The organism is Elusimicrobiota bacterium (assembly GCA_016706425.1).
Taxonomy (GTDB): Bacteria; Elusimicrobiota; Elusimicrobia; order FEN-1173; family FEN-1173; genus JADJJR01.
The window spans coordinates 780,844-801,907 of the sequence record JADJJR010000001.1 but is presented as its reverse complement, the minus strand read 5'-3'; the positions used below and the strand labels follow the sequence as shown (position 1 = coordinate 801,907).

21 protein-coding genes are annotated in these 21,064 nt (G+C 63.6%); 6 read left to right on the top strand and 15 right to left on the bottom strand.

The window, feature by feature from the left end:
* Positions 1-4: 4 nt before the first annotated feature.
* From IPI56_03340 to IPI56_03325, 4 genes are read right to left on the bottom strand one after another with little or no spacing between them, the layout of a single operon-like run.
* Positions 5-907: a sulfate adenylyltransferase subunit 2 gene (locus IPI56_03340; protein MBK7544776.1), complete on the bottom strand. Its 903-nt coding sequence runs from the start codon at positions 905-907 to the stop codon at positions 5-7.
* 54 nt (positions 908-961) lie between these two features.
* Positions 962-1,690, bottom strand: a complete 729-nt coding sequence (locus tag IPI56_03335) for a hypothetical protein (GenBank protein ID MBK7544775.1) — start codon at positions 1,688-1,690, stop codon at positions 962-964.
* Between the two features lie 38 nt (positions 1,691-1,728).
* Positions 1,729-2,022: a Dabb family protein gene (locus IPI56_03330; GenBank protein MBK7544774.1), complete on the bottom strand. Its 294-nt coding sequence runs from the start codon at positions 2,020-2,022 to the stop codon at positions 1,729-1,731.
* Entirely contained in the window at positions 2,019-2,279 is a 261-nt protein-coding gene (locus IPI56_03325) for a hypothetical protein (GenBank protein MBK7544773.1), read from the bottom strand. Before IPI56_03325 ends, IPI56_03330 begins: the two co-directional genes overlap by 4 nt.
* Positions 2,280-2,600: 321 nt before the next feature.
* On the opposite strand from IPI56_03325, the gene IPI56_03320 reads away from it, so the two are divergent.
* From IPI56_03320 to IPI56_03310, 3 genes are read left to right on the top strand one after another with little or no spacing between them, the layout of a single operon-like run.
* Positions 2,601-3,248 carry a hypothetical protein gene (locus tag IPI56_03320; GenBank protein ID MBK7544772.1) on the top strand — a complete coding sequence of 216 codons (648 nt, stop codon included), beginning with the start codon at positions 2,601-2,603 and terminating at the stop codon, positions 3,246-3,248.
* A gap of 8 nt (positions 3,249-3,256) precedes the next feature.
* The gene (locus IPI56_03315; GenBank protein ID MBK7544771.1) at positions 3,257-4,201 is read left to right on the top strand and encodes a rhomboid family intramembrane serine protease; all 945 of its coding nucleotides are present in this window, start codon (positions 3,257-3,259) and stop codon (positions 4,199-4,201) included.
* Positions 4,195-4,704: a hypothetical protein gene (locus tag IPI56_03310; GenBank protein ID MBK7544770.1), complete on the top strand. Its 510-nt coding sequence runs from the start codon at positions 4,195-4,197 to the stop codon at positions 4,702-4,704. Before IPI56_03315 ends, IPI56_03310 begins: the two co-directional genes overlap by 7 nt.
* On the opposite strand, the gene IPI56_03305 is transcribed toward IPI56_03310, so the two are convergent.
* From IPI56_03305 to IPI56_03285, 5 genes are read right to left on the bottom strand one after another with little or no spacing between them, the layout of a single operon-like run.
* Positions 4,705-5,499, bottom strand: a complete 795-nt coding sequence (locus tag IPI56_03305; GenBank protein MBK7544769.1) for a hypothetical protein — start codon at positions 5,497-5,499, stop codon at positions 4,705-4,707.
* Between the two features lie 4 nt (positions 5,500-5,503).
* On the bottom strand, positions 5,504-6,040 hold the full coding sequence (locus IPI56_03300; GenBank protein MBK7544768.1) for a hypothetical protein: 537 nt from the start codon (positions 6,038-6,040) through the stop codon (positions 5,504-5,506).
* Positions 6,033-7,385, bottom strand: coding sequence for a hypothetical protein (locus IPI56_03295; GenBank protein ID MBK7544767.1), 1,353 nt, complete (start codon positions 7,383-7,385; stop codon positions 6,033-6,035). The genes IPI56_03300 and IPI56_03295 overlap by 8 nt, the downstream gene beginning before the upstream one ends.
* A gap of 7 nt (positions 7,386-7,392) precedes the next feature.
* The gene (locus IPI56_03290; GenBank protein MBK7544766.1) at positions 7,393-7,992 is read right to left on the bottom strand and encodes a penicillin-binding protein activator LpoB; all 600 of its coding nucleotides are present in this window, start codon (positions 7,990-7,992) and stop codon (positions 7,393-7,395) included.
* Positions 7,993-8,048: 56 nt separating this feature from the next.
* Entirely contained in the window at positions 8,049-9,134 is a 1,086-nt protein-coding gene (locus tag IPI56_03285) for a HEAT repeat domain-containing protein (protein ID MBK7544765.1), read from the bottom strand.
* Positions 9,135-9,182: 48 nt separating this feature from the next.
* On the opposite strand from IPI56_03285, the gene IPI56_03280 reads away from it, so the two are divergent.
* Genes IPI56_03280 through IPI56_03270 form a run of 3 tightly spaced genes read left to right on the top strand, consistent with a single transcriptional unit; the run spans position 9,183 to position 13,982 of the window.
* A complete protein-coding gene (locus IPI56_03280) occupies positions 9,183-11,561 on the top strand; it encodes a cation-transporting P-type ATPase (GenBank protein MBK7544764.1) in 2,379 nt (792 codons plus the stop codon).
* Positions 11,558-12,493: a class II aldolase/adducin family protein gene (locus IPI56_03275; GenBank protein MBK7544763.1), complete on the top strand. Its 936-nt coding sequence runs from the start codon at positions 11,558-11,560 to the stop codon at positions 12,491-12,493. Before IPI56_03280 ends, IPI56_03275 begins: the two co-directional genes overlap by 4 nt.
* Before the next feature lie 52 nt (positions 12,494-12,545).
* Positions 12,546-13,982: a hypothetical protein gene (locus IPI56_03270; protein ID MBK7544762.1), complete on the top strand. Its 1,437-nt coding sequence runs from the start codon at positions 12,546-12,548 to the stop codon at positions 13,980-13,982.
* A gap of 50 nt (positions 13,983-14,032) precedes the next feature.
* Here the strand turns inward: IPI56_03270 and IPI56_03265 are convergent, their stop codons facing one another.
* The 6 genes from IPI56_03265 to IPI56_03240 form a co-directional block, all read right to left on the bottom strand.
* Positions 14,033-14,623 carry a cytochrome b/b6 domain-containing protein gene (locus IPI56_03265; protein MBK7544761.1) on the bottom strand — a complete coding sequence of 197 codons (591 nt, stop codon included), beginning with the start codon at positions 14,621-14,623 and terminating at the stop codon, positions 14,033-14,035.
* A complete protein-coding gene (locus IPI56_03260) occupies positions 14,620-16,212 on the bottom strand; it encodes a cytochrome C (GenBank protein ID MBK7544760.1) in 1,593 nt (530 codons plus the stop codon). The genes IPI56_03265 and IPI56_03260 overlap by 4 nt, the downstream gene beginning before the upstream one ends.
* 12 nt (positions 16,213-16,224) lie before the next feature.
* Entirely contained in the window at positions 16,225-16,536 is a 312-nt protein-coding gene (locus IPI56_03255) for a hypothetical protein (protein ID MBK7544759.1), read from the bottom strand.
* Positions 16,537-16,605: 69 nt separating this feature from the next.
* Positions 16,606-18,063 (bottom strand): DUF3373 family protein, encoded by a 1,458-nt coding sequence (locus IPI56_03250; protein MBK7544758.1) that lies wholly within the window; start codon positions 18,061-18,063, stop codon positions 16,606-16,608.
* A 108-nt stretch (positions 18,064-18,171) separates the two neighbouring features.
* A complete protein-coding gene (gene ccsA, locus IPI56_03245) occupies positions 18,172-19,992 on the bottom strand; it encodes a cytochrome c biogenesis protein CcsA (protein ID MBK7544757.1) in 1,821 nt (606 codons plus the stop codon).
* A complete protein-coding gene (locus IPI56_03240) occupies positions 19,989-21,053 on the bottom strand; it encodes a cytochrome c biogenesis protein ResB (GenBank protein ID MBK7544756.1) in 1,065 nt (354 codons plus the stop codon). The genes ccsA and IPI56_03240 overlap by 4 nt, the downstream gene beginning before the upstream one ends.
* Positions 21,054-21,064 lie beyond the last annotated feature (11 nt).

Here is a 21,064-nt window from a genome sequence, read left to right as displayed (position 1 = left end):
GCGTTCACATGTACCCTTCGCGGCGTAATTCCTCGAGGCCGTGTTTGCCGTCCTGCAGGCGGCCCGATCGCTCGGCGATGTTTTTGAGCTTGCCGCTCTTGAGTTCGGCGATGATGTCGTCGACGTTCTTGGCTTTGCTGGGGATCGGGGCCTGGCAGGGGGCGCAACCCAGGCTGCGGTAACGCGTGCCCGCGCCCCGGTCGTAATAGAGGGAGACCGTGGGGATTTTTTCGCGCTTGATGTATTCCCAGATGTGAAGCTCGGTCCAGTCGAGGAGGGGGTGGATGCGCACGTGGGTGCCCGGGGCGTAATCGGTTTTGAACTGGTTCCAAAACTCGGGCGGCTGTTCGCCGACGTCCCAGGCGTTGTTTTTGTCCCGGGGCGAGAAATAGCGTTCCTTCGACCGGCTCCCCTCTTCGTCGGCCCGGGCCCCCACGATCACCCCGTGGAAAGGTTCCTTGTCCGGGTCGGTTTCGTAAACCCCGCTGGTCAAATTAAGACGCTTCCGGGGCCACGCGCCGCTCAGCGTGTTGGCGAGGGCGTCTTTCTTCAACAGCCCGCAGCATTGCAGTCGGGACACCTTGTCCGGGTGGCCCTCCGGGAGCGATTCGGTCAAAGGAAAGGTTTTTCCCGCGGCCAGGGCCTCGGTGTTCTGTCCGACGATCATGGTGAGCTTGTATTCCTTGGCCAGGCGGTCGCGGTAGGCGATCATTTCGGGCAGTTTGTAACTCGTGTCGATGTGGACCAGCGGGAAGGGCGCGTGCCCGAAGAAGGCCTTGCGGGCGAGCCAGAGGAGGACCGTGGAATCTTTGCCGACGGACCAGAGCATGCAGAGGCGCTCGAAATGCCGGAAGGCCTCTCGGAAAATATACACGCTTTGCTGTTCCAGTTGGTCCAGATGGTCCATGGTAAGGGGATGGAGGAGCGTTTCGGTTAATATATTACTAAATTTTCCGGGTTTCTAGTCGTACCGCTCGAAGTGGATCTGCTCCTTGGGCACGCCCAGAGACAACAGGCGGTCGTTGACGGCGGTGATCATGTTGTTCAAACCGCAGATGAAATAACTCTTTTCTTTGAGTTCGGGAACAAAGTTTTGGATTTTCTCCTGCACATAGCCGCGTTCGCCCTTCCAATTCGTGTCGCGGCTCAGGGTGAACAGGAACTTGAAATTCGGGTTCTTGGCGGCCAGGTCTTCCCATTCCTTGCGGTAGATGATGTCGGGCTCGTAGCGGTGGCCGTAGATCAGGTAGAGGTTTTTTTTGAAATTCCGGTGAAGGAGATCGTGAATCATGGCGCGGAAGGGGGCCACCCCGGAACCGGTGGCGATGAAAACGAATTCCCGGGACTCGTCCTTGATCAGGAAATGCCCGAGAGGGGCCATGCCCTGGATCTTGTCCCCCGGTTTCATGCTGTGGAGATACGTGGAAGAAACGCCCCCGGTCACCAGGGTGACGCAAAGCTCGATGTAATCCTTATGAAAAGGCGAGGAGGCGATGGAGTAGGCCCGGCGGCGGACGCCCGCTTCGTGGGGGATGAACAGTTGGACGTATTGGCCGGCATGGAAAACCAGTTCTTTGCCGATGGGCATGGTCAACCGCATATGTTTGTTGCCCGGCGACACCTCCACCGATTCGGTCAGCGTGAATTCAAAGGTGTCGAAGGCGCGTTTGCGGTCGGTCGGTTCAGGCATGCGGGTCCCCCCGAAAAATTGGATCGGACGGATTATATCTAAATTTCGTAGTCGAGGGCCAAAACGCCCTCGCTGAGGGGTTTGACGTGGGTTTCAACCACCACGACGTGGGCGGGGTGGGGCAAATAGGCGTCCAAGGCGGCGCGGTCCTTGAAACGGATCACGAAGCCGTGGGTGTACCCCTGGGCGCGGGCCGAGAAGTTGACCCCCGCCGAGGCATGAAGTATGCCGGGAATGCGGTCTTTTAGATCCAAAAGGGCGTTTAACATCCCGCGCTTCTGGTCCTCCGACGCGTCGGTTTTGAGTTTAAACAGGACGATGTGTTCGATCACGCCGCTTTCCACCTCCGGGGGAAGTCGCCACCGGGCCGGGGCGCGGCCACGGGAGCGGCTTGCCGCGCCATCGCCGGCCGGGGCACCGCCATCGCCTCGTTCAGGGTCCGCCTCAAGTACGTGATTTCGGCCTCCAATTCCTGGATCCGGGCGGCTTTCGTTTCCAGCGCCTCCCGCATCAGGGCTTGCTCCGCCAACCTCAACGCCCTCACGTCTTCTTCGTTCACTTCCATGGGGATCACCTCGTTTGGGGTCACACTTCTTTAACCCCGAATTCGCCTTTTCGCCAGACTTTTCACCGAAAATAAAAAACCCACGATCCGGGGGATCGTGGGCGTCGGTTTCGGTTTGAATCGCTTCGGTTGTGCTAGAAGGACCCGCTCCCCAACGCCCCGTCCCCGTGAATAGAGGACTTCGCCCAGCGGCAATAGCCGCGGGCGACGGTCATAGCGAGCGTTGTGAAGGTCTGTTTCATTGCGCTGAAATTATAACACATTTCCGGGCCGACGCGCACAGGGACGGAGAATTTCGGTTATAATCCTCCCACAACCCCGTTGTTCCCCTCAAAAGGAGCGCTTATGAAGAATCTTTTGCTGTTGGTGGTACTGACCGTCGGCCTGGGGGCTTTCATCAAGGAATGCGGTCCGAGCCGCGCCGCCAAAAACTTGGAGTTTGAAGGCGCCTGGGTGCTCGTCAACGAAAGCGAGATCGTCGGGGGCAAAGAGGAGCAAAACGCCCGGGTCTGGGCCCGGAAAGACCGGTTCAAAATCATCGCCCAACACAAGTCCACGGGTTCCACCGGAGACCCCATCGAGTCCGAGGTGACGACGGTGTTTGACGGCCAAGACCTCCACGTGAAAACCGTCTTCGCGCCGCGGCGGAATTATCAAGGCGAAATGACCGAAATCCCCCCCGAATCGAATTCGCGAAAACCCGTGCCCGGCGAACTGGACGGTCTGCGGTTTTGGATCAAATCCTTCGTCGGCAAGGCCGGCCCCGGGGGACAGGTCGCCGGCCGCGACACCCTCCTCTACAGCGTCAAAGCCCGCCGCCCCGACGCCGAATCCACCGAGCAGGCCTGGGTGGACGCGAAAACCGGCCTCGTCCTGCGGTCCAACAACAGTCTTTTCAGTCGCCAGGTCAACATGACCATGGGACGTGAAACCCTGGAGTGCTCCTCCATCCGTTACGGGGCCGTTCCGGACACCGCGTTCGCGAAACCGTAAAACACGGCGTGTTTTTCCTCTTCCCCGTTTGGCCCCGGGTCCGGACCTTTCCCCTCATAACGGCGTCGCTGATCCTCGCGCTGGCCTTCGTCTTTTCGATCACCTGGCCACTGGAAAAACGGGGGCGCTCCGTGGTGGGCGGCGACGACGAGCGCAACCTCGCCCGGGACATGGTCCGCGTTCTTTCAACGGAGTCCACCCTTTCCGAGGCCGACAGGGCCCAACTGCGCGTTGCGCCCGCCGCGGCCGATTTCCCTTCCCCGGGGCTCAAAAACCTCTTCGACCGCGTGGAAGGGAACAAGTCCCTGCTCAGCTCCCGAACGCGTTACGAATGGGATAATTTATATCCCGTTCACCGGGCTTTCCAACAAACCCGAACGGCGCGCCCCGAAGCCACGAGCCCTTTTCGGTCCTACGGGTATTTTAAAAACCGGCCCTGGCCGGGAATTCTCACGCATCTCTTTTTGCACGGCGGGGTGGCGCACCTGGTGTTCAATCTGTTGTTCCTGTGGTGTTTCGCGGGGGTGCTGGAGCCGACCGTCGGCAAACACGTGTTGACGATTTTCATCGGCGGCGGCCTGGGCGCGGCGGTCGCCCAGGTACTTTGGGGCATTCCCCCCGACGTGCCCATGGTGGGGGCGTCGGGGGCCATCTCGGCCCTCATGGGTTTTGGCCTGGCGTCAATGCCCCACATGAAAACAAAAATCTTCTACGTGCTCGCGCCCTTCCTGTCGGTGAAGTACGGTTCGTTCGACGCGCCGCTTTGGTTCTTTCTTCCCCTGTGGGTGTTTCAACAGGTCTTGATGGCCCTGCTGACGCGGAACAACGCCCTGGTGGAAGTGGGGTACGGCGCCCACCTGGGCGGGTTTGTGTTGGGCGCCGCGGCGGGCTTCACTTTTCGTCTCTTTAAACCGGAACTTTGCCGCGCGACGCGGGAGGAGAGTCCATGGTAAAAAAAATAACGTTGTGGTTGGGAATCGGTTTGGTCTTTTTCGGGTGTCAAACCCACAAAGCCGACACGGCCGAGAACGCCTTTCGCGGCTACACTTTCGCGGCCCTGCGCAACCGAAAAGAAACCCTGAAAAAATTCGCCACCGCCGAACACATTCGGCAACTGGAGGGGTTGTTCGACCTGGTGGTGGTGTCGGCGGCGTGGCCGGCCAATGTGAGCGTCGTGCGTTCCAAAACCCGCGGCGACAAGGCCGTCGTTATCGCCCAGGGGCTCTCCCGCGACAAAACGGCGGCCTTCGGCGCATTTTATCTTGCCCAGCAGACCGACAAAACATGGCGCGTGGTCGATGGCTATTGGCGCGACACCGATCACGGGAAAGACGACCTGGACGACCTTCTCGATCGGCAGGCCGGGATTGGCCGATACGCCCCGGGTTCTTACACCTTCGAGGACAACGGCATCAGCTATTCGGAGACCGGCGAACCGATGATGGCGGTGAACTGATCATTCCCAATAGGTCCGCAGGGCCGGTTCCCGCAGGGTGAGTTCGCCCGGCAGAAGCGGGTCTTGCCCGAGTTCGATGTCCAGTTCGCACCGGTTGTCCAGGGACACCGCGGGATAATCGAAAGCCACCGACGCCGCCCGGGCCGATTCCTCGGCGGGCAGACGCGTGAGGTCGGTCAAACCCGGCCGCCGCGTCACGAGCACCTTGAAGGCCATTTTGCCGTGGCGCGTGGCCCGGAAGGGCACCGTCAGGCGGATCCGCCGGACCGAACCGGGCAGCAAAGGATCGCTGCGGTCGATGATCTCCTCCGCTTTCCAGCGGTGGTTCAGGACCTCGCCCAGGGCCCCCTTCAACAACTCCTCCTGCCGCCCCGACTCTTCGTGGACCAGCGCCACGTAGAGCGTGGGCGCCATCGTCGTCGGGAGCGGTCGGACGACATCCAGGGAAATCAAGACGTCGATCCGGCGGTTTTCCGCGAGCGCGTGTGTGGAGATGGCTTCGATCACGTTGTCGGAAACGCCCTGGGCCTTGAGCGCCGCCAGGGCCTCGCCCCGGACGGCGGCGAGCACCCGCCGGGAGCGGATCATCCGAACGAGGGCCTTTTCTTTCACCCCGGCGCGGGACAGGGAGCGGATTTCCTCGAGGGTCAAGGGGCGCGCTTCGGACCGGCGGTCGCGGGCGTCCTCCCAGGCGGCGGGGTCACTGGAAGAAAACTTCATGATTTCGACGGGGGTCCCCGCCCCCGCCGCGACGGCCCAAGCGAGGGCCGCCGACGCGATGGTCAACCGGCGCATGGGATTAATAAAACGTCAGGCCGGCGACGAGACCCAGGAACGTGAAATCAAAGTCGTCGTAGTCGTGGGAGCGATAAACGGCGCCGAGCCGCAGGGCGTTCTCCGCGCTCAAAAAGGTCTCGATTCCGAATCCCAACTGGAACCCGATGCCGTTTTCGGAGTCCGACATCCCCGCGGATTTCAACCGTCCCACGCCGAACCCAAGCCCGCCGCGCACGTAGATGTTCTTGTTGAGGAACTTTTGTACGTTGGCGTAGAGACCGGTGTGGGTTTGGTCGACCCCGTCGTCGCTGCCGAAGAAAACGCCGCCTTCCAAGTCGATGCCCAGGTCGCCTTCGGTCCCGATGCCGAGGCGCGCCGAGGGCATGACGCCCAGGGCGCTGGTGTCCGCGCCGCCGCTGGGCTCGGACTTGCCGTTCCCCCCCGCCGCGTCGAACCCGAAATAGACCCCCTTGCGGTCCTGGTAACCGTCCATAAAGGCGTGCCCCGCCCCGGCCAGGACCCCGGCCAAAAGGACACCCATCCACGCGCGCTTAATCATGTGAGACTCCTTTGTTCGAGAGTAAGACAAATTGCGTTTGCCCATCGGCCACCGTCACCTCGCGTTCCACGGTCTCGCCGGTGCCCGCGAAGGCGACCGAAAGGCGGTGGGTGCCCGCCGGCCAGCGGCCCCGGAGGTAAAACACCTTGGCGGGCAGGCTGGACCAGGAGCGGGTGTCGGGCACGTCCATCATCATGAGGGCCCCTTCCACCAGGGCCCCCACCAGGCCCGCGTTTTTCTTTTTGTCGCCCTGGGCCGCGGCCTCCGCGAAACGCGCCACCAACGCCCGCGACACCATGCGCGACAGCGCCGCCATCAAATAGGTCCCTTCCATTCTCGCGTGTTCCCGCCGGACCCCGGCTTCCACGTCCAACGCGTTGTGCAAAGTCGCCGCCCGGCCGCCCAACGACAACTCCGCGCCCTTGATGGGCGAGGGCGCTGGATGGAGACCCGGCATCCGCACCACCTTCAAAAACCCGAGCCCGGCCAACAAAGCCGCCCGTTCCCGGGCGTGGACACTGAGGTAAGCCGTCTCCGGCCACAGGGACCACACCGGCCAATTGAGCGGAACGTCGATGGGAATTTTCTGCGGGGCCCGGCCCGCCAAAACCACAACCACCACCTCGCCGCCGGCCGTGCGGGGCGCGGGCGCCCACCGACGGACCCGCGGGTCGGAGGCGCCGGTCCGCTGGTGCAGGGCGGCCATGGTTTCCTCAAGCCCTGGAACCCCGCCGCGTTCCCAGGAATCCGCGTAGAACCGCATGGCCTGGGGCGCTTCGCCGGCCATTTCAAAGGCCAATCCCGCCAGGGCCACCCCCAGCGGGTTCAGCGCCTCGGTCTTGCCGCTGTCCTTCAAAAAATCCTCGAACACCCTCAGGCGGCGCGCCTCCACCTTCGCCCCCGACAGGTCCCCCCGGGCCAAGTAGTTGGCCATGTTGAGGGTGTTGATGAGGGTTTTTTCCAGCGGGGTGGCCTTGTACACGGTTTTCTTTTCCGAGTACAAGTATTTGGAGAGGGCGTCGAGCGGGTTGCCCGATAGGCTCAGGACTTCCAGGTTGTCGTCCGCTTCCTGGAAATCCCGGGCTGACAATTCGTATTGGCCCATGTCCTGAAGCAGGCGGGCCCGGGTGAGCAGATGCAGGACCCGGCCGTTTTTAAGGTCGGCGGGCCGTTCGCTTTCGGAGGCCACCCCCAACAGGCGGTTGACCTCGGCCATCGCGAGGGTCGCCTGGCCCGTGTCCAAATAGGAGGTCAGGCGCGCGCTGGCGTTATGGAAACCCCCGGCGCAACCGCAAAGGGCGGCGGCCAGCGCGGCGAGAAGGACGGTGGACGCGGGGCGTCCCACCGGATGATTACTTCAGAAGGCCCTTGGAAAGGGCGGCTTCTTTTTGCCAGGCGACGAGGCTGGTCTCCAACTCGATCACCTGCATAAACAGGAAGTATTGCACCCGGCGCGCGCCCTTCGTGCGCTCGGCGCTGTCGTAGATTTTGCCCGTGACGTAGTATTTGGCGCCGAGCATGCGGCCCAGCTTCGCCGACTGGGCGGCGTCGAAGGCGCCGCTCTGTTGCAGGCGCAGTTCCTCGGCCAATTGTTGTTGGCGCTGGCGGCTGACCACCGACAGAGCGCCGGTGCCCACCAGCTGGGTCTCCATTTTACTCAACAGGGCGTCCAACTGTGTGTCGATGTGTTCGGTGGTTTCGTTGACGATCGGGAAAATCGCCACCACGGATTTTTTGCCGGTTTTCACGGCGGCGTTCTGCCATTCCGCCATCACCGGTGAGGCCAAAAGGGTTTGGATGTTTTCGTTGTACAGGCGTTCGAGGTCGGCCCGGTCAAGCCCTGTGGACATCGCGGGCTTGTCGAGCGTGGGGACGTCCGTGTCCCGCACGTATTTCGCCGAGCAACCGGTCAACAACGCCACCGCCGCCATCAACGCCAGGGTCCGAGTCATAGGGGTTTCTCCTTGGGGGATCTTATTGCCAAATTTACATCCGTGACGCGCCGCCGTCAAGGCACGTTGTTCCGCCGGTACTCGTCCATGTTGCGGCGCTCGGCGGCGGTGATGGATTCCGTGAGGCCCATTTTAAAGAGCGCCTCGGAGGCTTCGGAACGGATCGCCGAATCCGCGTGGGTGTCCATCAGGCGGATCAAATCGGTCAGGGCGACGGCGCCCGCCGCCCCCATGTCCCCCAGGGCGGACATGACGCCGTGCAGGACTTTCGTGTCCTTCGACTGCAGAAGCGGCAAAAGGCGCTCGGCCATTTTCTCGTCCTTTTGGCCCAACCGCCCCAAAACCGCCGAGGCCCTCAGCCGCACCGTCCGCGACGGGTCGGCCAGGGTTTCCATCAGGGCGTTGACCACCTCGGCCCGGGTGTCCGCGATCTCCTCCAAACCGTCCAGCGCCCGGAGCTTCAGATCGACGTCGCTCCCTTGCAGCGCGGTCAAAAACACCGGCGCCGCCACGCCCCCCATGCCCGCGAGACGCATGGCGGCTTCGCCGCGGGTGAATTCGTCCTTGTCTTTGAACGCGGGGAGGAGCACCTCGACGGCCTGGGCCTGGAGGTTTAAGGGCATGCGCCCGAGGGCGTCCCCGGCGTTGCGGCGGATCGCCGGGTTGTTGTCCTTCAAAAGCTCGAGCAGTCCGGGCACCGCCGGCTCCCCGATGACGCCCAGGGCGTCCACCGATTTTCCGGTCACGCAGAAATCATGGTCCTCCAGGGCCCGCAGGAGCTGGGGGACGGCCCGGGCCGCCACGGGGCGGGCGAGGCCCAGGGTCTCCGCCGCGCGACAACGAACCCAGGCGTCTTTGTCGGAGAGGAGTCGGGCCAGGGCGTCGACGCCGGGGTTCCCCAGGGAGAGGGTCGCCCGGGCGGCGGCCGTGTATACCTTGGCGCGGGGGTCCCGAAAAGCGTCGGTCAGCGCGGGCAAGACTTCAACGGCCGGGGGCTTTTGGGCCAACACCCCTTCGGCGCCCCGGATCCGCGTCTCGGGGTTGGGGGAACGCAACTGCTTGACCAAACCCTCCGCCGGCCGGCGGGCGCACCCCATCGAAACCGCCAACACCGCCATCGCGAAAATCCTTGTTGGGATCATGGCCTTATCCTATCATTTCCCAACACCCAATCCGCGAGGTCCCCGCCCATGCCCCTGTCCTTCCCCGGCCTCACGTCGGTCGAAGCCGCCCGTCGACGAATCGCGCTCGGTGCCAACGTCCTCCACGAATCCCGCGGACGCGCCCTGGCGCGGGACCTCCGTGAACTAATCAGCGACCCCATGGGGATCATGCTCCTCGTCTTGGCGGCGGTCTATTGGGGCATGGGGGAGCGGACCGACGCGATCGTCCTGCTCGCCGCCCTGTTGCCCGTCCTCGGGGTGGATGTCCTTCTCAACATTCGGTCCCACCGCGCGCTCGCGGCCCTCAAAAAAACCCTCACCCCCCTGTGCCATGTCATTCGCGACGGCCGGGTTCAACAGACCCAGGCGGCCGAGCTCGTCCCCGGGGATTTCCTTCTCTTGGAAGAGGGATTGTCCCTGCCCGCGGACGGGCGGCTGCGGGACGCTCAAAGCCTCACCGTCAATGAGGCCCCGCTGACGGGGGAGTCGGTGCCGGTGGAGAAAAACACCGGCGACGCGTTTTTCTCCGGCACCACCGTGTTGACGGGCCGGGGGGTGGGCGAGGTGGAAAAAACCGGCGCCCGGTCCCAAATCGGCGCCCTCGCCGCGGTGCTCAAAGATTTCGAAACGGTCCGCAGCCCGCTGCGCATCGCCATCGAGCGGGTGATAAAAAAAGCCTTCCTGATCGCGGTGGGAATGGCGGGAACCCTGTTTGTGATCGACTTCCTCCGGACCGGGGTTTGGGCCGAGAGTCTCATCCTGGCCTTGACCCTGGCCATGGCCGCCATCCCCGAAGAGTTCCTCTTGGTCTTCACTCTCTACCTCAGCTTGGCGGCTTGGCGATTGGCCCGACGGGGCGTATTGGTCAAATCCCTGCCGGCGGTGGAGGCCCTGGGCGGCGTGGACGTCATCTGCACCGACAAAACGGGCACCTTGACGGAAGGGCTCTTCCAATTGGTGGAAGCGCGCCCCCGGGGGACGGCGCGGGTCGACGGGGCTTTCGAGGACGCCCTGATCCACGCTTGCGAACCCGCCCCGACAGACGCCCTGGAGAAAGCCATATTCGCCTGGGCCGCGGCGCGGGGGTCAATCGCGGCGCGCGCCCACACGGGTTGGACCCTGACCCACGATTATCCCTTTGAAGCCACCGGGAAACACATGTCGCACGTTTGGACGCGCGCCGATGGATCCGGGCGCATCGCCATGAAGGGCGCCGTCGAAGGGGTTCTGGAGCATTGCGCCGTGACACCCGAAGAACGGCGGGAGATCCGGACCGCCGCCGAGTCCGAAGCCGCCCGGGGACGGCGGGTGCTCGGGTTGGCGGCCCGCGAGGGACGTTTTTCGGGGCACCGCGAGGAAGACGAAAGCGGTTTGGTCTTTATGGGATTCCTGATTTTCACCGACCCGGTGCGCCCCCGCGTCGTTGAGGCCATCGCCCAGTGCCGCCGCGCCGGCATCGAGGTAAAAATGTTGACGGGCGACCACCTGTTGACCGCCCACGCCATCGCCGAGGAGATCGGTTTGCCCCACGATCACGCGTGGATGATGACGGGGGATCAAATCGCTGGGTTGTCCCCGACGGATCGAGCCCTGGCTTACGAAAAGGGGACGCTCTTCGCCCGATTGCGTCCGGAACAGAAGATGGAATTGGTGGACACCCTGCGCGCCCGGGGTCTTCGGGTGGCCATGACCGGGGACGGGGTCAACGACGCCGCGGCGTTAAAGCGCGCCGACGTGGGTGTCAGCATGGGCAAGGACGCGACCGATGTGGCGCGTTCCACCGCCCAATTGATCCTCCTGAAAAACGATTTCCAGGGCATCGCCGAGGCCGTGTTCGAAGGGCGGCGGGTGATGGCCAGTCTTCGGGCGAGTTTCGGCTATTTGATCGCCTACCACGTGCCCCTTCTGGTATTGACGGTGGTGCCGCCGCTCTTTGGGTACGCCGCCCTGTTGCTGCCCATTCACATCGTCTTGATGGAACTCCTGGTCCACCCGTTGTCCGCCCTCGCGTTCGACGAACCCGCGGAGACAAAGCGCTTCGCCTCTTTCATCGACCGACGGGCCCTCGCCGCGTCCCTGGGACGGGGGGCGCTTCTGACGTTGATGGCGGTGGGCTTATTCCTCGCGTCCCCCTCGTCGACCGCCGGGCGAAGTCTGGCCGTCATCGGCCTGGTCTTCGGCAACATCGGCCTGGTGGTCGCCGAAAAACGGCAAATCCACCCGGACCGTTCCCCTTGGACAGTCCGCGCCTTCGTGGCGTCCGCGGGGATATGGGTCACGGGGACGGCGCTGGTGTATTGGCCCCTTGCCGCCCGTGTTTTCCACACCCCCGAGTCGGGCCCCTTGGCCTTGCTGTGGGGCCTCCTCGCGGTTTTCCCCCCCCTGGTGTGGCGGGTCCGCCGGTGACGAACCTCAATAACCAACCCGCCCCATCGACGCCCGGTCCCCCGTTGACGATTTCCGCCCGTCTCGCCCAGCTGAGCCGGCGATTGGGTTTGGACCTCCTGTTGTCTCAAGGGGCCAGCGGGAACACGGCGGTCAAACAAAGCGGGCGCATGGTCATCAAAGCCACACGGACGCGGTTGATCGACATGACGGAATCGACCGGCTGGGTGGAAGTGGATCTGGCGCGCCTCCACCGGGACTTTGAAACCCTGTGGGCCGGCGCCGCCGCATCGGAAAACTACCTCGCCGCCCTGGACGCCGCTGGTCCGCCCGGCGGTCGACCCTCCCTGGAGACCGGCCTTCACGCCCTTTTGCCCCATCCCTGGACGGCCCACGTCCACAGCCTGGCCGGGCAAATCCTGGGGAGACGCCCCGAGGAAGAAATCTTCGCTCGCACTTCTTTCCTGAACGGGGTGGCGGTCCGCGTCATCCCCGCTGTGCCCCCGGGCGTCGCGCTCACCGCCGCGGTGCGAGACGCCCTTCAAGAACGACCGTTGACGGGGGACCGATGCCTTTTGATCTTGCGCCACCACGGGCTCGTATGGGGCGGGCCCTCCGACACGGCGGTGGGGGAAATGTCCGACGCCTTTGAAGCGGAATTCCGGAAGGCCTTTCGGTTGTCGGATTTTCCGCCGCCCGAATCGTCCGCCACCCCCCCCCTGGCGAACGGCTGGCACCGGATTCTGTTCGAGGGTTGGCCCCGCTCGAATTTGACGGAGACCCCGAATTTTTTCGAATTCGCCGAACATTTCCACCCGGGAGAAAACCTGCGGGTCGTTTCCCCACGTGAGGCCCACGTCCGGGCCCTCGACCCGGCCGAACTGGAGACGCATCGGCAAGTCCTTTTCGCCCAGGCCCTCCTGGGGGCCCAAGGGACGCCGGGGACCCCTTGACAGGGGGCCGCGACGGGGCTATCGTGGGCCCCGGAGGTTTCCGAGCCGTCCGATGAGCAAATTGGGCCCGTTCACATTCTGTCCCGCCATCCTTCCGGAAATCCAAAATCCGGAATTGCGGCCCCTGTCCGACCTCCTAATTAAAGAGCACGGGAACGCCCCCGGGGCTTCGACCGTCGATCCCGGCGGGGAATTCCAAGGGGCGACTTTTCCCCTTGTGGCGCTCGACGCCCAAGGGAACACCGTCGCCCAATTGAGCGTGATACCGGTTTCGCGGCGCGGACTGCCCGCCTTCGCCACGGCCTACCCCTGGGAGTTGGACCCGCTTCGGCCCCCCGCGCGGCCGTGTCAATTGTCCGGACTGGTCGTTCACGCTCCGCTGAGCACCGAGGCCCCCCCGCAAACCGATGAAATCGGGGAGTACCTATCTTTCGACTTTTTCCCCCGAACGGAAAACGACGCTTTAACCCCACCCCCGCCGTCCCCGCGCGGGCTTGTTTTCCTCGGGCTTCTGCACCTCGCCGCCCAGGTGGCCCAAACCCTCGGCGCCAGCCATCTCGTGATCGCGGCCGAACCGGGGCTCTCCCCCTTGCTGGGGCCGACCGACATTCCCTGGAAGCCCATGGGTCCCGAGGGCAAGGCGACCGCGCGCCCGTTCGTCGTGCGCGGGACCGACGCCTGGCCGATCCTTCTGAGCCTGCGCGGGCGAGCGCTCAGCCGAATGCCGGACAAACCCGACGCCGCCGCGCGCCGGCCCGAATTTGATCGGGCCGCGGAGGAACAATTCCATTTGGGGGGTTTTGATTTCACGGTCGCCCGGGAGGACCCGGTCCGTCGGCAAATTTTCGAGTTGCGGCGCCGCATCGTGCCCTGGGCGCCTCAAACCCGCCTTTTGCAGCCGGGGAGGGGGCCTTTGATGGACGCCTACGACCCCTGGTCCGTCCACGCCGCCGCGACCGATAACACGGGCCGGGTCGTGGGGTCCTTTCGGCTCATCCTCAATTCCCCGCTCGGACTTCCCGCGTTGGAAGCCGCCCGGCCGGAGGAACTGCAACGCCTCGAAAAATCCCGGAAAATCGCCGAACTTTCCGGGCTCTGTTTGGCCCAGCCCTACGCGAGCGCATTCGCGGACGTGTGGTCGGCGCTCCTTTCCTACCCGGTCGCGGCGCCCGGCGACACCCCGACCTCGCACCAACGGCACCAAGGCGCGATCCTCATTTTGGGGTTGTTCCGCCTTCTTTACCGCATCTCCAAATCAATCCGTTTGACGGGGTGGGTGGTGTTTTTGCGCTCCGACGCGGCGGAGGCCCTGACCCGGAACGGGTACAAACTTCGCGCCATGGGATCGCCCACCGACGCGGCCGGGCGGGCGCCTTTTTTCCTCCAGTTCATCGAAAGCGAACATTCGCTCTTCTCGGTGAAGAACATCCGCGGCGCGGCGGCGGACCTGTCCCGTCTGGCCAAAGGCCCCGAGCGGGGCGGGCAATGACCGGAGGCCCAAAGGTTAAAAAAAGGGGGGGTTAAAACCGGCGAAGGTGTTTAGGATTCATCGGACCACCCGGTCCACATCGCCTTGACGTTAGCGCCCAGGGTGCGGCCGGTGGTGATCATGTAGAGGTGGACCAGGATGAAGATCATCATGCCGTAGGCCCCCGCCGTGTGGATCAGAGCCATCGATCCCAGGTGGGGCCGAAGCCCGGCGAAGGCGTCGAAACGCGGCAGTCCCCACAACAGGAACCCCGTCGCCATTTGAACCGGGAAGATGAACACGAGCAGACCGAAATAGGCAAAGCGCTGCAAAGGGTTGAATTTCGCCTCCGGCGACGGCGACTCCGGGTGGGGGGCGTCACGAAAGATGCCCCCGGTGTAAAAGCGGATCATATCCGCCAGTCCCCGTCGGCGGGGAATGAACTGTTTCCCCTCTCCGGTCGTGATGTGCCAGAACATCGTGAAGGCGGACAACACGAGGAGGCCGACCCCGACGGCTTCGTGCAGGGCCACCGCTTTCGAAAACCCCACCCCGCCCCAGGCGCCGTGGATCACCCACCCGGTCCAAAGCAGGACCAACACCAGGGCGCTTTGCACCCAATGCCAGATCCGCTCGTACACCTTGAACAGATAAATTCTCATTTTCCCTCTCCGGCGGCGGACGTCCGACGCCCCCGCCACCGCAAACCGGCGTGCAACAGGACCCCGGCCAACGCGGCGTAAAAGGCGATCCACCCGAAAAAGTCCAACCAACGGTTCCGGTGCTGTCCGGGAATATAAACCCCCGGCAAGCGCGCCAGGCGCCCGTTGCGGGCGTGGCAGTCGCGGCAGGAGAGCGCGGCCGACCCCTCGACGGCCATGTGCCCCAGGGGCCAATACATTTCCGTTTCCGCGAACCCCAGGGTCCCGCTGTACCCCATCCCCACGTAGGCCATGCCGACGCGGACGGATTTGTCCCACTGGAAATCCTCCCAAAAAGCGCCGGACCCCTTTTTCCCGGACAATTTCGGTTGAACGAGAATCCGGTTCACAACGTCGTAGGGCTGTTTCCCCCGCATGATTTTAAAAGGCCATATTTTGGCGTCGGGCTCCGCCGCGGACCCTTGGGGCGGGTTGAGGGCCAGGAGGCGGGAGGGATCAAACACATCCCCCAAAAGGTACCGTCGCTGGGTCCCGTTGTACCAGCGGTATTCCGGCGCCAGATCCTTGGTCCATTTAAAATCGCCCTTCTCGCTCATGTAGACGATATCGCCGTTCTCGTCCAAATCCTTGTAGGGTTTCCCGCCGTGAAGGCGCCCGGCGGTGGACCAATCCCACCAGGTTTTGGTGGGCATGGATTTGGCCACCCGGGGGATGTGGCAGGTTTGGCAGGCGATGCGCCGCGCGTGCCAATTGAGACGGTTCGCCTCGGCCGCGGGGATCGGGGGCCGGCCGGCCCGCAGTTTATCTCCGGCGCGTCGCTCGGCTTCGGTGCGGTATATGAAAGCGCGCCCGTGGGGGCTCTCGCCATGGCAGGTGGCGCAGGACAACCGGTCCCCCGTTCGAACCGACACCGACGCGGACCGCCCGCGAATGTGGTGGGCCGCCTCCTCCCCCCGGTGACAGGTGGAACAGGTGAAGGCCAGCCCGTCGGGGGCCATGTGCAGATCCAAGATCTTGTCGCCGTCCAAGAGAGACGGATCCAAATCGCCGTGCTTGACGCCTTCTCCACCGCCCCCGGCGAAATGGCAACTCCCGCAGGTTTGCACGCTCGTGGGCCCGACGGCTTGGGCCAGAGCGGTCCAGTTAAGAGGCTCATCGGCGATGGGTTTGCGGGTGTACTCGCCGGTGGTGTCGTGGCAAACCAAGCAATCGATGCGGGAAGCGTCGTTGAAATTGAAGGTTTTGTCTTTCCAACCGTAGCCGATGTGGCAGGCCGTGCAACTCGCCTCGTTGGATTGAATCCCGATGCAAAAATTATTGATGAGGTTGGCCTTGCCGATGCGGCGGGTTTTACCGTCGGAGCCGGGGACCACGGTGTCCTGGCCTTTCCAGGTCCAATGGGACGTCGCCATCAACTCCTGGGCGGATTGGTCGTGGCAGGACAAACAGGCTTTGGTGACGGACGGGCCGTCTTTGAACGGCCCTTTGAGGGCGGGAAATTTCCCATGGTCCACCCGGCGGTCGGCCCCCGTGAGGGGACCGACCGCGAGGACAAGAGTGGACGCGATGAGGATGCAGCGGAAACGCACGGGATATTTAAATCAGCACCCCGCCGTCTTTTTGAAGGAAACGCTCTTTTTGCGGCCGTCTTTTTCTTGGTAGACGCAGCGGATTTCGTCGCCCGCCTGGATTTTCTTCGACGCGAACTTGTCGAGGGTCAGCTTGTCCGCGATGTCGACGTCCACCAGTTTCCCCTTGGATTTCAAGGTCGCCACGGCGGATTTGCCGTCCTCGGCCACCACGACTTTCGTGACGATGCCGATCATTTTCGGGTCCGCCGCGTGCAGGGGCTTCGCCGCCGCCAGGGCCAACAGGCCCGCCAACAAAATCCCCAACGTTTTGAATCGTTTCATGTGCGCCTCCCGGGGCCGCCCGTCGCCCGGCCGCCGACGAACCGGCGGCCGGGGCGGGACGGTCGGTGTTTAGAAATGCACCTCGAAGGTGGTGTAAACGTCGATCGCCTTGTCCAGCGGGGTGAAGAACTCGGGCAGGGTCAAGTTGTTGACCGGCTGCGTCCCGCCGACCCAATTGTTGGAGTTGGTCCACTTGAAGTCGTAGTACTGCCACCCCAGGCGGAAGAACATTTTGCCCTTGGGGGCGATCGCGTGGCGGTTGACGTCCTGAATGATGTACGCCTCGTAGACGTTGCCGCGGGTGCCGAGCTTGGAGGTCCACACGTCGTCGGCCGCGGGGGTGAAGGTCAGCCAATGTTTCGAGCCGACGTTGTATTCGGCGCCGATCTTGGTGCCCGTTTTTTCGATGTCGTAGCGAAGGCCCGTGTAGACGGCCCACCCCTGCTTGCTGGTGGGCGCCTGGCCCGCCCCGGCGTTGTAGAGAAGCCCGCCGCCGAAGGGGTTGGTCTTGCCGTTGGGGAAACTCCGGCTCATAGCGCCGTAGCCGAAGACGCGCAGAGCGCCCATGGTGTGGACGGCCCCGGCGGCGATTTCTTCCATGTCGCCCAGGTTGGCGCTGACGTTGGGGCCCGGGATGGTGTCCATCAAGTCAAAGGCGTGCTGGAACTGAATGTCCACGCGGGTGCTGTCGTTTTCAAGCGGGATCAGGACGAGACCCAGCATATCGGTGTTTTTGAGGGGATCGACCGCCTGGGTCGATTGGAACCCCTTGGAGAAGGCGCGGCCGTAGCAGAGCTTCGTGGCGAAGCCGGGCAAGGAGGCGATGTCCGGCGCGTAGCCGAAGGAGAACCCGTCGAAGACGTAGTCCACCAGCAGGCCGTTGACGCCCGAAACGCCCTCGTGGTCGTCGTTTTTACGCAGGTTCGTGGGGACCCCGCCCGTGGACGGGCGACGCCCGGCGGAGAGCCAAATCGGCTGGCCGCCGATGTTGGTCCAGTCGGCGTAGGCCTGTTCGACCACCACGCTCGAGTCGCCGGGCACTTTCCCGACGGTGCCGTCAAAGACGTCGCCGCTGTTGAAGCGATCGGCAAAATAGCGGCCGTTGAACGCCCCGCCCTCGGCCATGCCGTAGACTTTGTTCATGGCGAGTTTGGTTTTGAGGAGCACGCCCTCGGCCACCCGGGCTTTCAAGCTCAGGCTGGTTTGGACGGTGAAGAGGGAATCGTTGCCGACCGAGTCGGCCGCGGTGGGGGTAAACGTGGCGGGAGGGTCGTATTGAACGTAGTCCACCGAATGGGCCCGCAGCACATCGTGCCGAACGCGCAGATCGCCCCCGATGGTCAGCCAGGAAAACCGGTTGTGGGTCGGGTCGTCGGCGGCGTCGTGCTTGGCCGCGTCGGCCTTCAACTGCTGGACTTGGGTCGCCAGCGCCTTGATTTGGGATTCGAGTTCATCGTTGCTGGCGGACCAGGCGGGCAACGCCGCGAGGGCGAGCAACCCCGCGAGTCCTGCGCGTAGGGATTTCATGAATATGCCTCCTTAAGGATGGAAGATGCAACTTCTGAGGTTTAGGTTATAGGTTTAGTTGAGGATCAACCATGATCCCCGTCATGTATCCTATGGGATTGGGGAGGGTTAGCGGTAGGACGCCCAGAAACGGGCGGGGAGCATGCCGAACAACATCACGATCGCCTGGCTGGCCACGAAGGCCGCGAGCCAGGGAAATGCTTTGTCCATAAAACCGTAAGAGTGTAGCCCGATGCCGAGCATATTGACGCCGAACCAGGACAGAGCGGTGATGACGTTGCCGAAAACGGCCAGAACCATAAAGCCCCGGCGGCTCACCAGGCTCCCCCAGCGGGCGTGGAGGAGGAGGGCGCTCCACAACACGATCATCAAAGCGCCGTTTTCCTTGGGGTCCCAGCCCCAGAAGCGGCCCCAGCTTTGGTCGGCCCAAATCCCGCCGAGCACGGTGCCGATGAAGCTGAAGAAAGCGCTAAAACACACGATCCCGTACACCATGCCGCCCAGGGCCTTGGCGGATTCCTCGGGAAACTTCTTTGAGAACATCCCCCGAAGAATGTAGACGACACCCAGCGCCCCCGACAGGAACGTCGAAGCGTACCCGACGGTGATGGTGATGACATGGGTGGCCAACCAGAAATTGGAGTCCAACACGGCGCGCATCATTTCCATGGTGTCGCCCTGCTGGGCCAGGTGGTGGGCGATGATTTGCGTGACGAAGCCGACAATCGCCGCGCCCAAACCCGCCAAGCCGTTTTTGTACATACGCTCGATCACGAGCCCCAGAAGAGCGGCGCACCACCCCACAAAGACCGCCGACGAATAGAGGTTCGTCACCGGAGGACGCCCTTCCAGCACGATGCGAACGAAGAGCCCCCCCGTGTGGACGACGAAGGCCAACGCCAGCAGGCCGTAGGCGGTCCGCCGCAGGCCGTCCGTCCAGCGCAGGAAAGACACGAACAACAACAAAAAGACCACGACATAAAGTTGCAGGCTGACGTAAAAAGGCTTAAAGCGGTTCAACACCGATTCGCGCCGGGCCTTGCCCACCGCGCCCGGAACCTGGGCTTTCAACCAGGCTTTGTACTCTTGGAGAGACGAGGCGAATTCCTCGGCATCGGCCGCGCGGTGGGCGTCGCCCAACCGGGCGAAGGCCGGCACGGCGGGGTGGAAGGCCGCTTCCCGCGCGCGGTTGACGTAGGCCCGCCCCAAGGTGGTCCAATTGTCGTCGGCCGCGGGCAAAAGGGGAATCGGCATGTATTCGGCGGAACTGTCCAGCTCCGCGTGCCGTTGGCCGTAGGCGGCCAAAACCCGCGCGGGGTCCGGGGCGTCCTTGGCTTTTTTCCTGTTTTTGGGCGCCGGGGCCGCCGCGGCGGCCAGGGCTTCCTCGTAGGCGGCGGCCTCGGCCAGGGCGTTCCCCGTGCCCGACACCTCGAGGGTGTTCTGCAGTTTCCAATAGAGGACCAACCGGTCCCACAGCCGGGCGATGTTCGCCTGGTAACGGGTCCGGATCTCGGGGCGGACCTCGAAAGCGTGCGTCGCCTGAGTTTGAATCGCGCTGATCTTGGGGCGAATTTCCTCGAAGCTGAACCGCCGCCGGCCCCCCGCTTGGATGTTCAAGGCGCCCAGGACCTCCGGGTCGTCGATTTCAAACACGGGGTAGGTATCGGCCAGGCCCGGCTTGAACGTCATGTCCAACAGCCACGTCGCGGCGCTTAGGGGCCGGTCGTTCATTCGGAGAGATTGCTTGCCGGAAAAGACCAAAAGGGAATTGCGCGCCACGGAATCCAGGGGTTTGATGCGGCCGCCGTTCAAGACCGGAAGGTCGGCGAAATCGCGCTCGACCGCGCCCTTCCCCAGGGCGGAATAGAACGACCCCATGAGGGCCGCGCCCGCGATGAGGACGACGAACGTCGGCCAACGGTTCTTCACGGTTTCCCCCTTCGGAAACGGGCCAGGGAAATGCCGAAGTGCCACAAAAGCCCCAGGCTGACCAGCAGGCACGCCAGATAGGGCGTCACCCAGACGGGGTTCGCCACCACCTGCAGGACCGATAGGGTGTCGTCTTTGCCGAAACTCTGCTGGAAGAAGGTCAGCCCCCGGTAACGCAGGGGATTGTTCATGTAGATCAAGACATCCCGATCTTCGCCCTTTTCCGGGTCCACCAACCGCAACAAGCTGGAGAAGTTCTTGGGGATGTTGGTGCCGGGGTAGCGGTCGTGCTTAAAGTCTTTCAAGGTCAGGGAAAAAGGGTGGTAATAACGGGTGGGGCGCAACTCCAGGCGGTAGGTTCGGCCGGCGTGCACGACGGTCTGGGGGGCGCCCAGGGCGTTCGACACCAGCCAGGTGCCGAGGCTTTGGCCGTCGGCGCGAAACTCCACGTAGGCGGAGGTGGCGTTGTCCTGGTCGTCGGCCGTGACGACGGGGATTTCCCGGGCGGTGACGTTCACCCCGACCCCCTGGGTGGCGAGGTTTTCCCCGCTCCCGCGCCCCAGCAGGGCGTTGGGAAAAAAGCGTTTGACGTTGATGGCGAAGGGCAGGCCCGGGTGCTTCAGTTCTTTCTCCTGGGCCAGCAGGGCGGCGGGGATCACGTGGACGGTGTCTTGGGCGGCCTCGGTCTCATCGATAAGGGCCAGCTCTTTCTCGCGGTAGTTTTCCGAATAACTTTTGGTTTGGCCCTCTTCGACGTCGAGGTGGCTCTCCACGGCGGTCATTTGGGTGATGCCCTGGCCGAGCAACAGGACAAAGAGGCCGGCGTGGGTCAGCAGCAGACCGAGGCGCCGCCGGTCCCACCGCGTGGGGTCGATGTGGGAGACGAGTAAATTGACGAGCCACAGCCCGCCCACCGTGTACCCGCCGGGGAAAATGGGGAACTTGAACCCGCCCTCGGTGTGGAAATACAGGAACCAACTGCTGAAATATTTTTTCTGGGCGAGCCAGGTGCCCAACTGGACCTGGTGGATGGTGCCGAAGAAGACCAACACCATCATCATCACGAGCACGG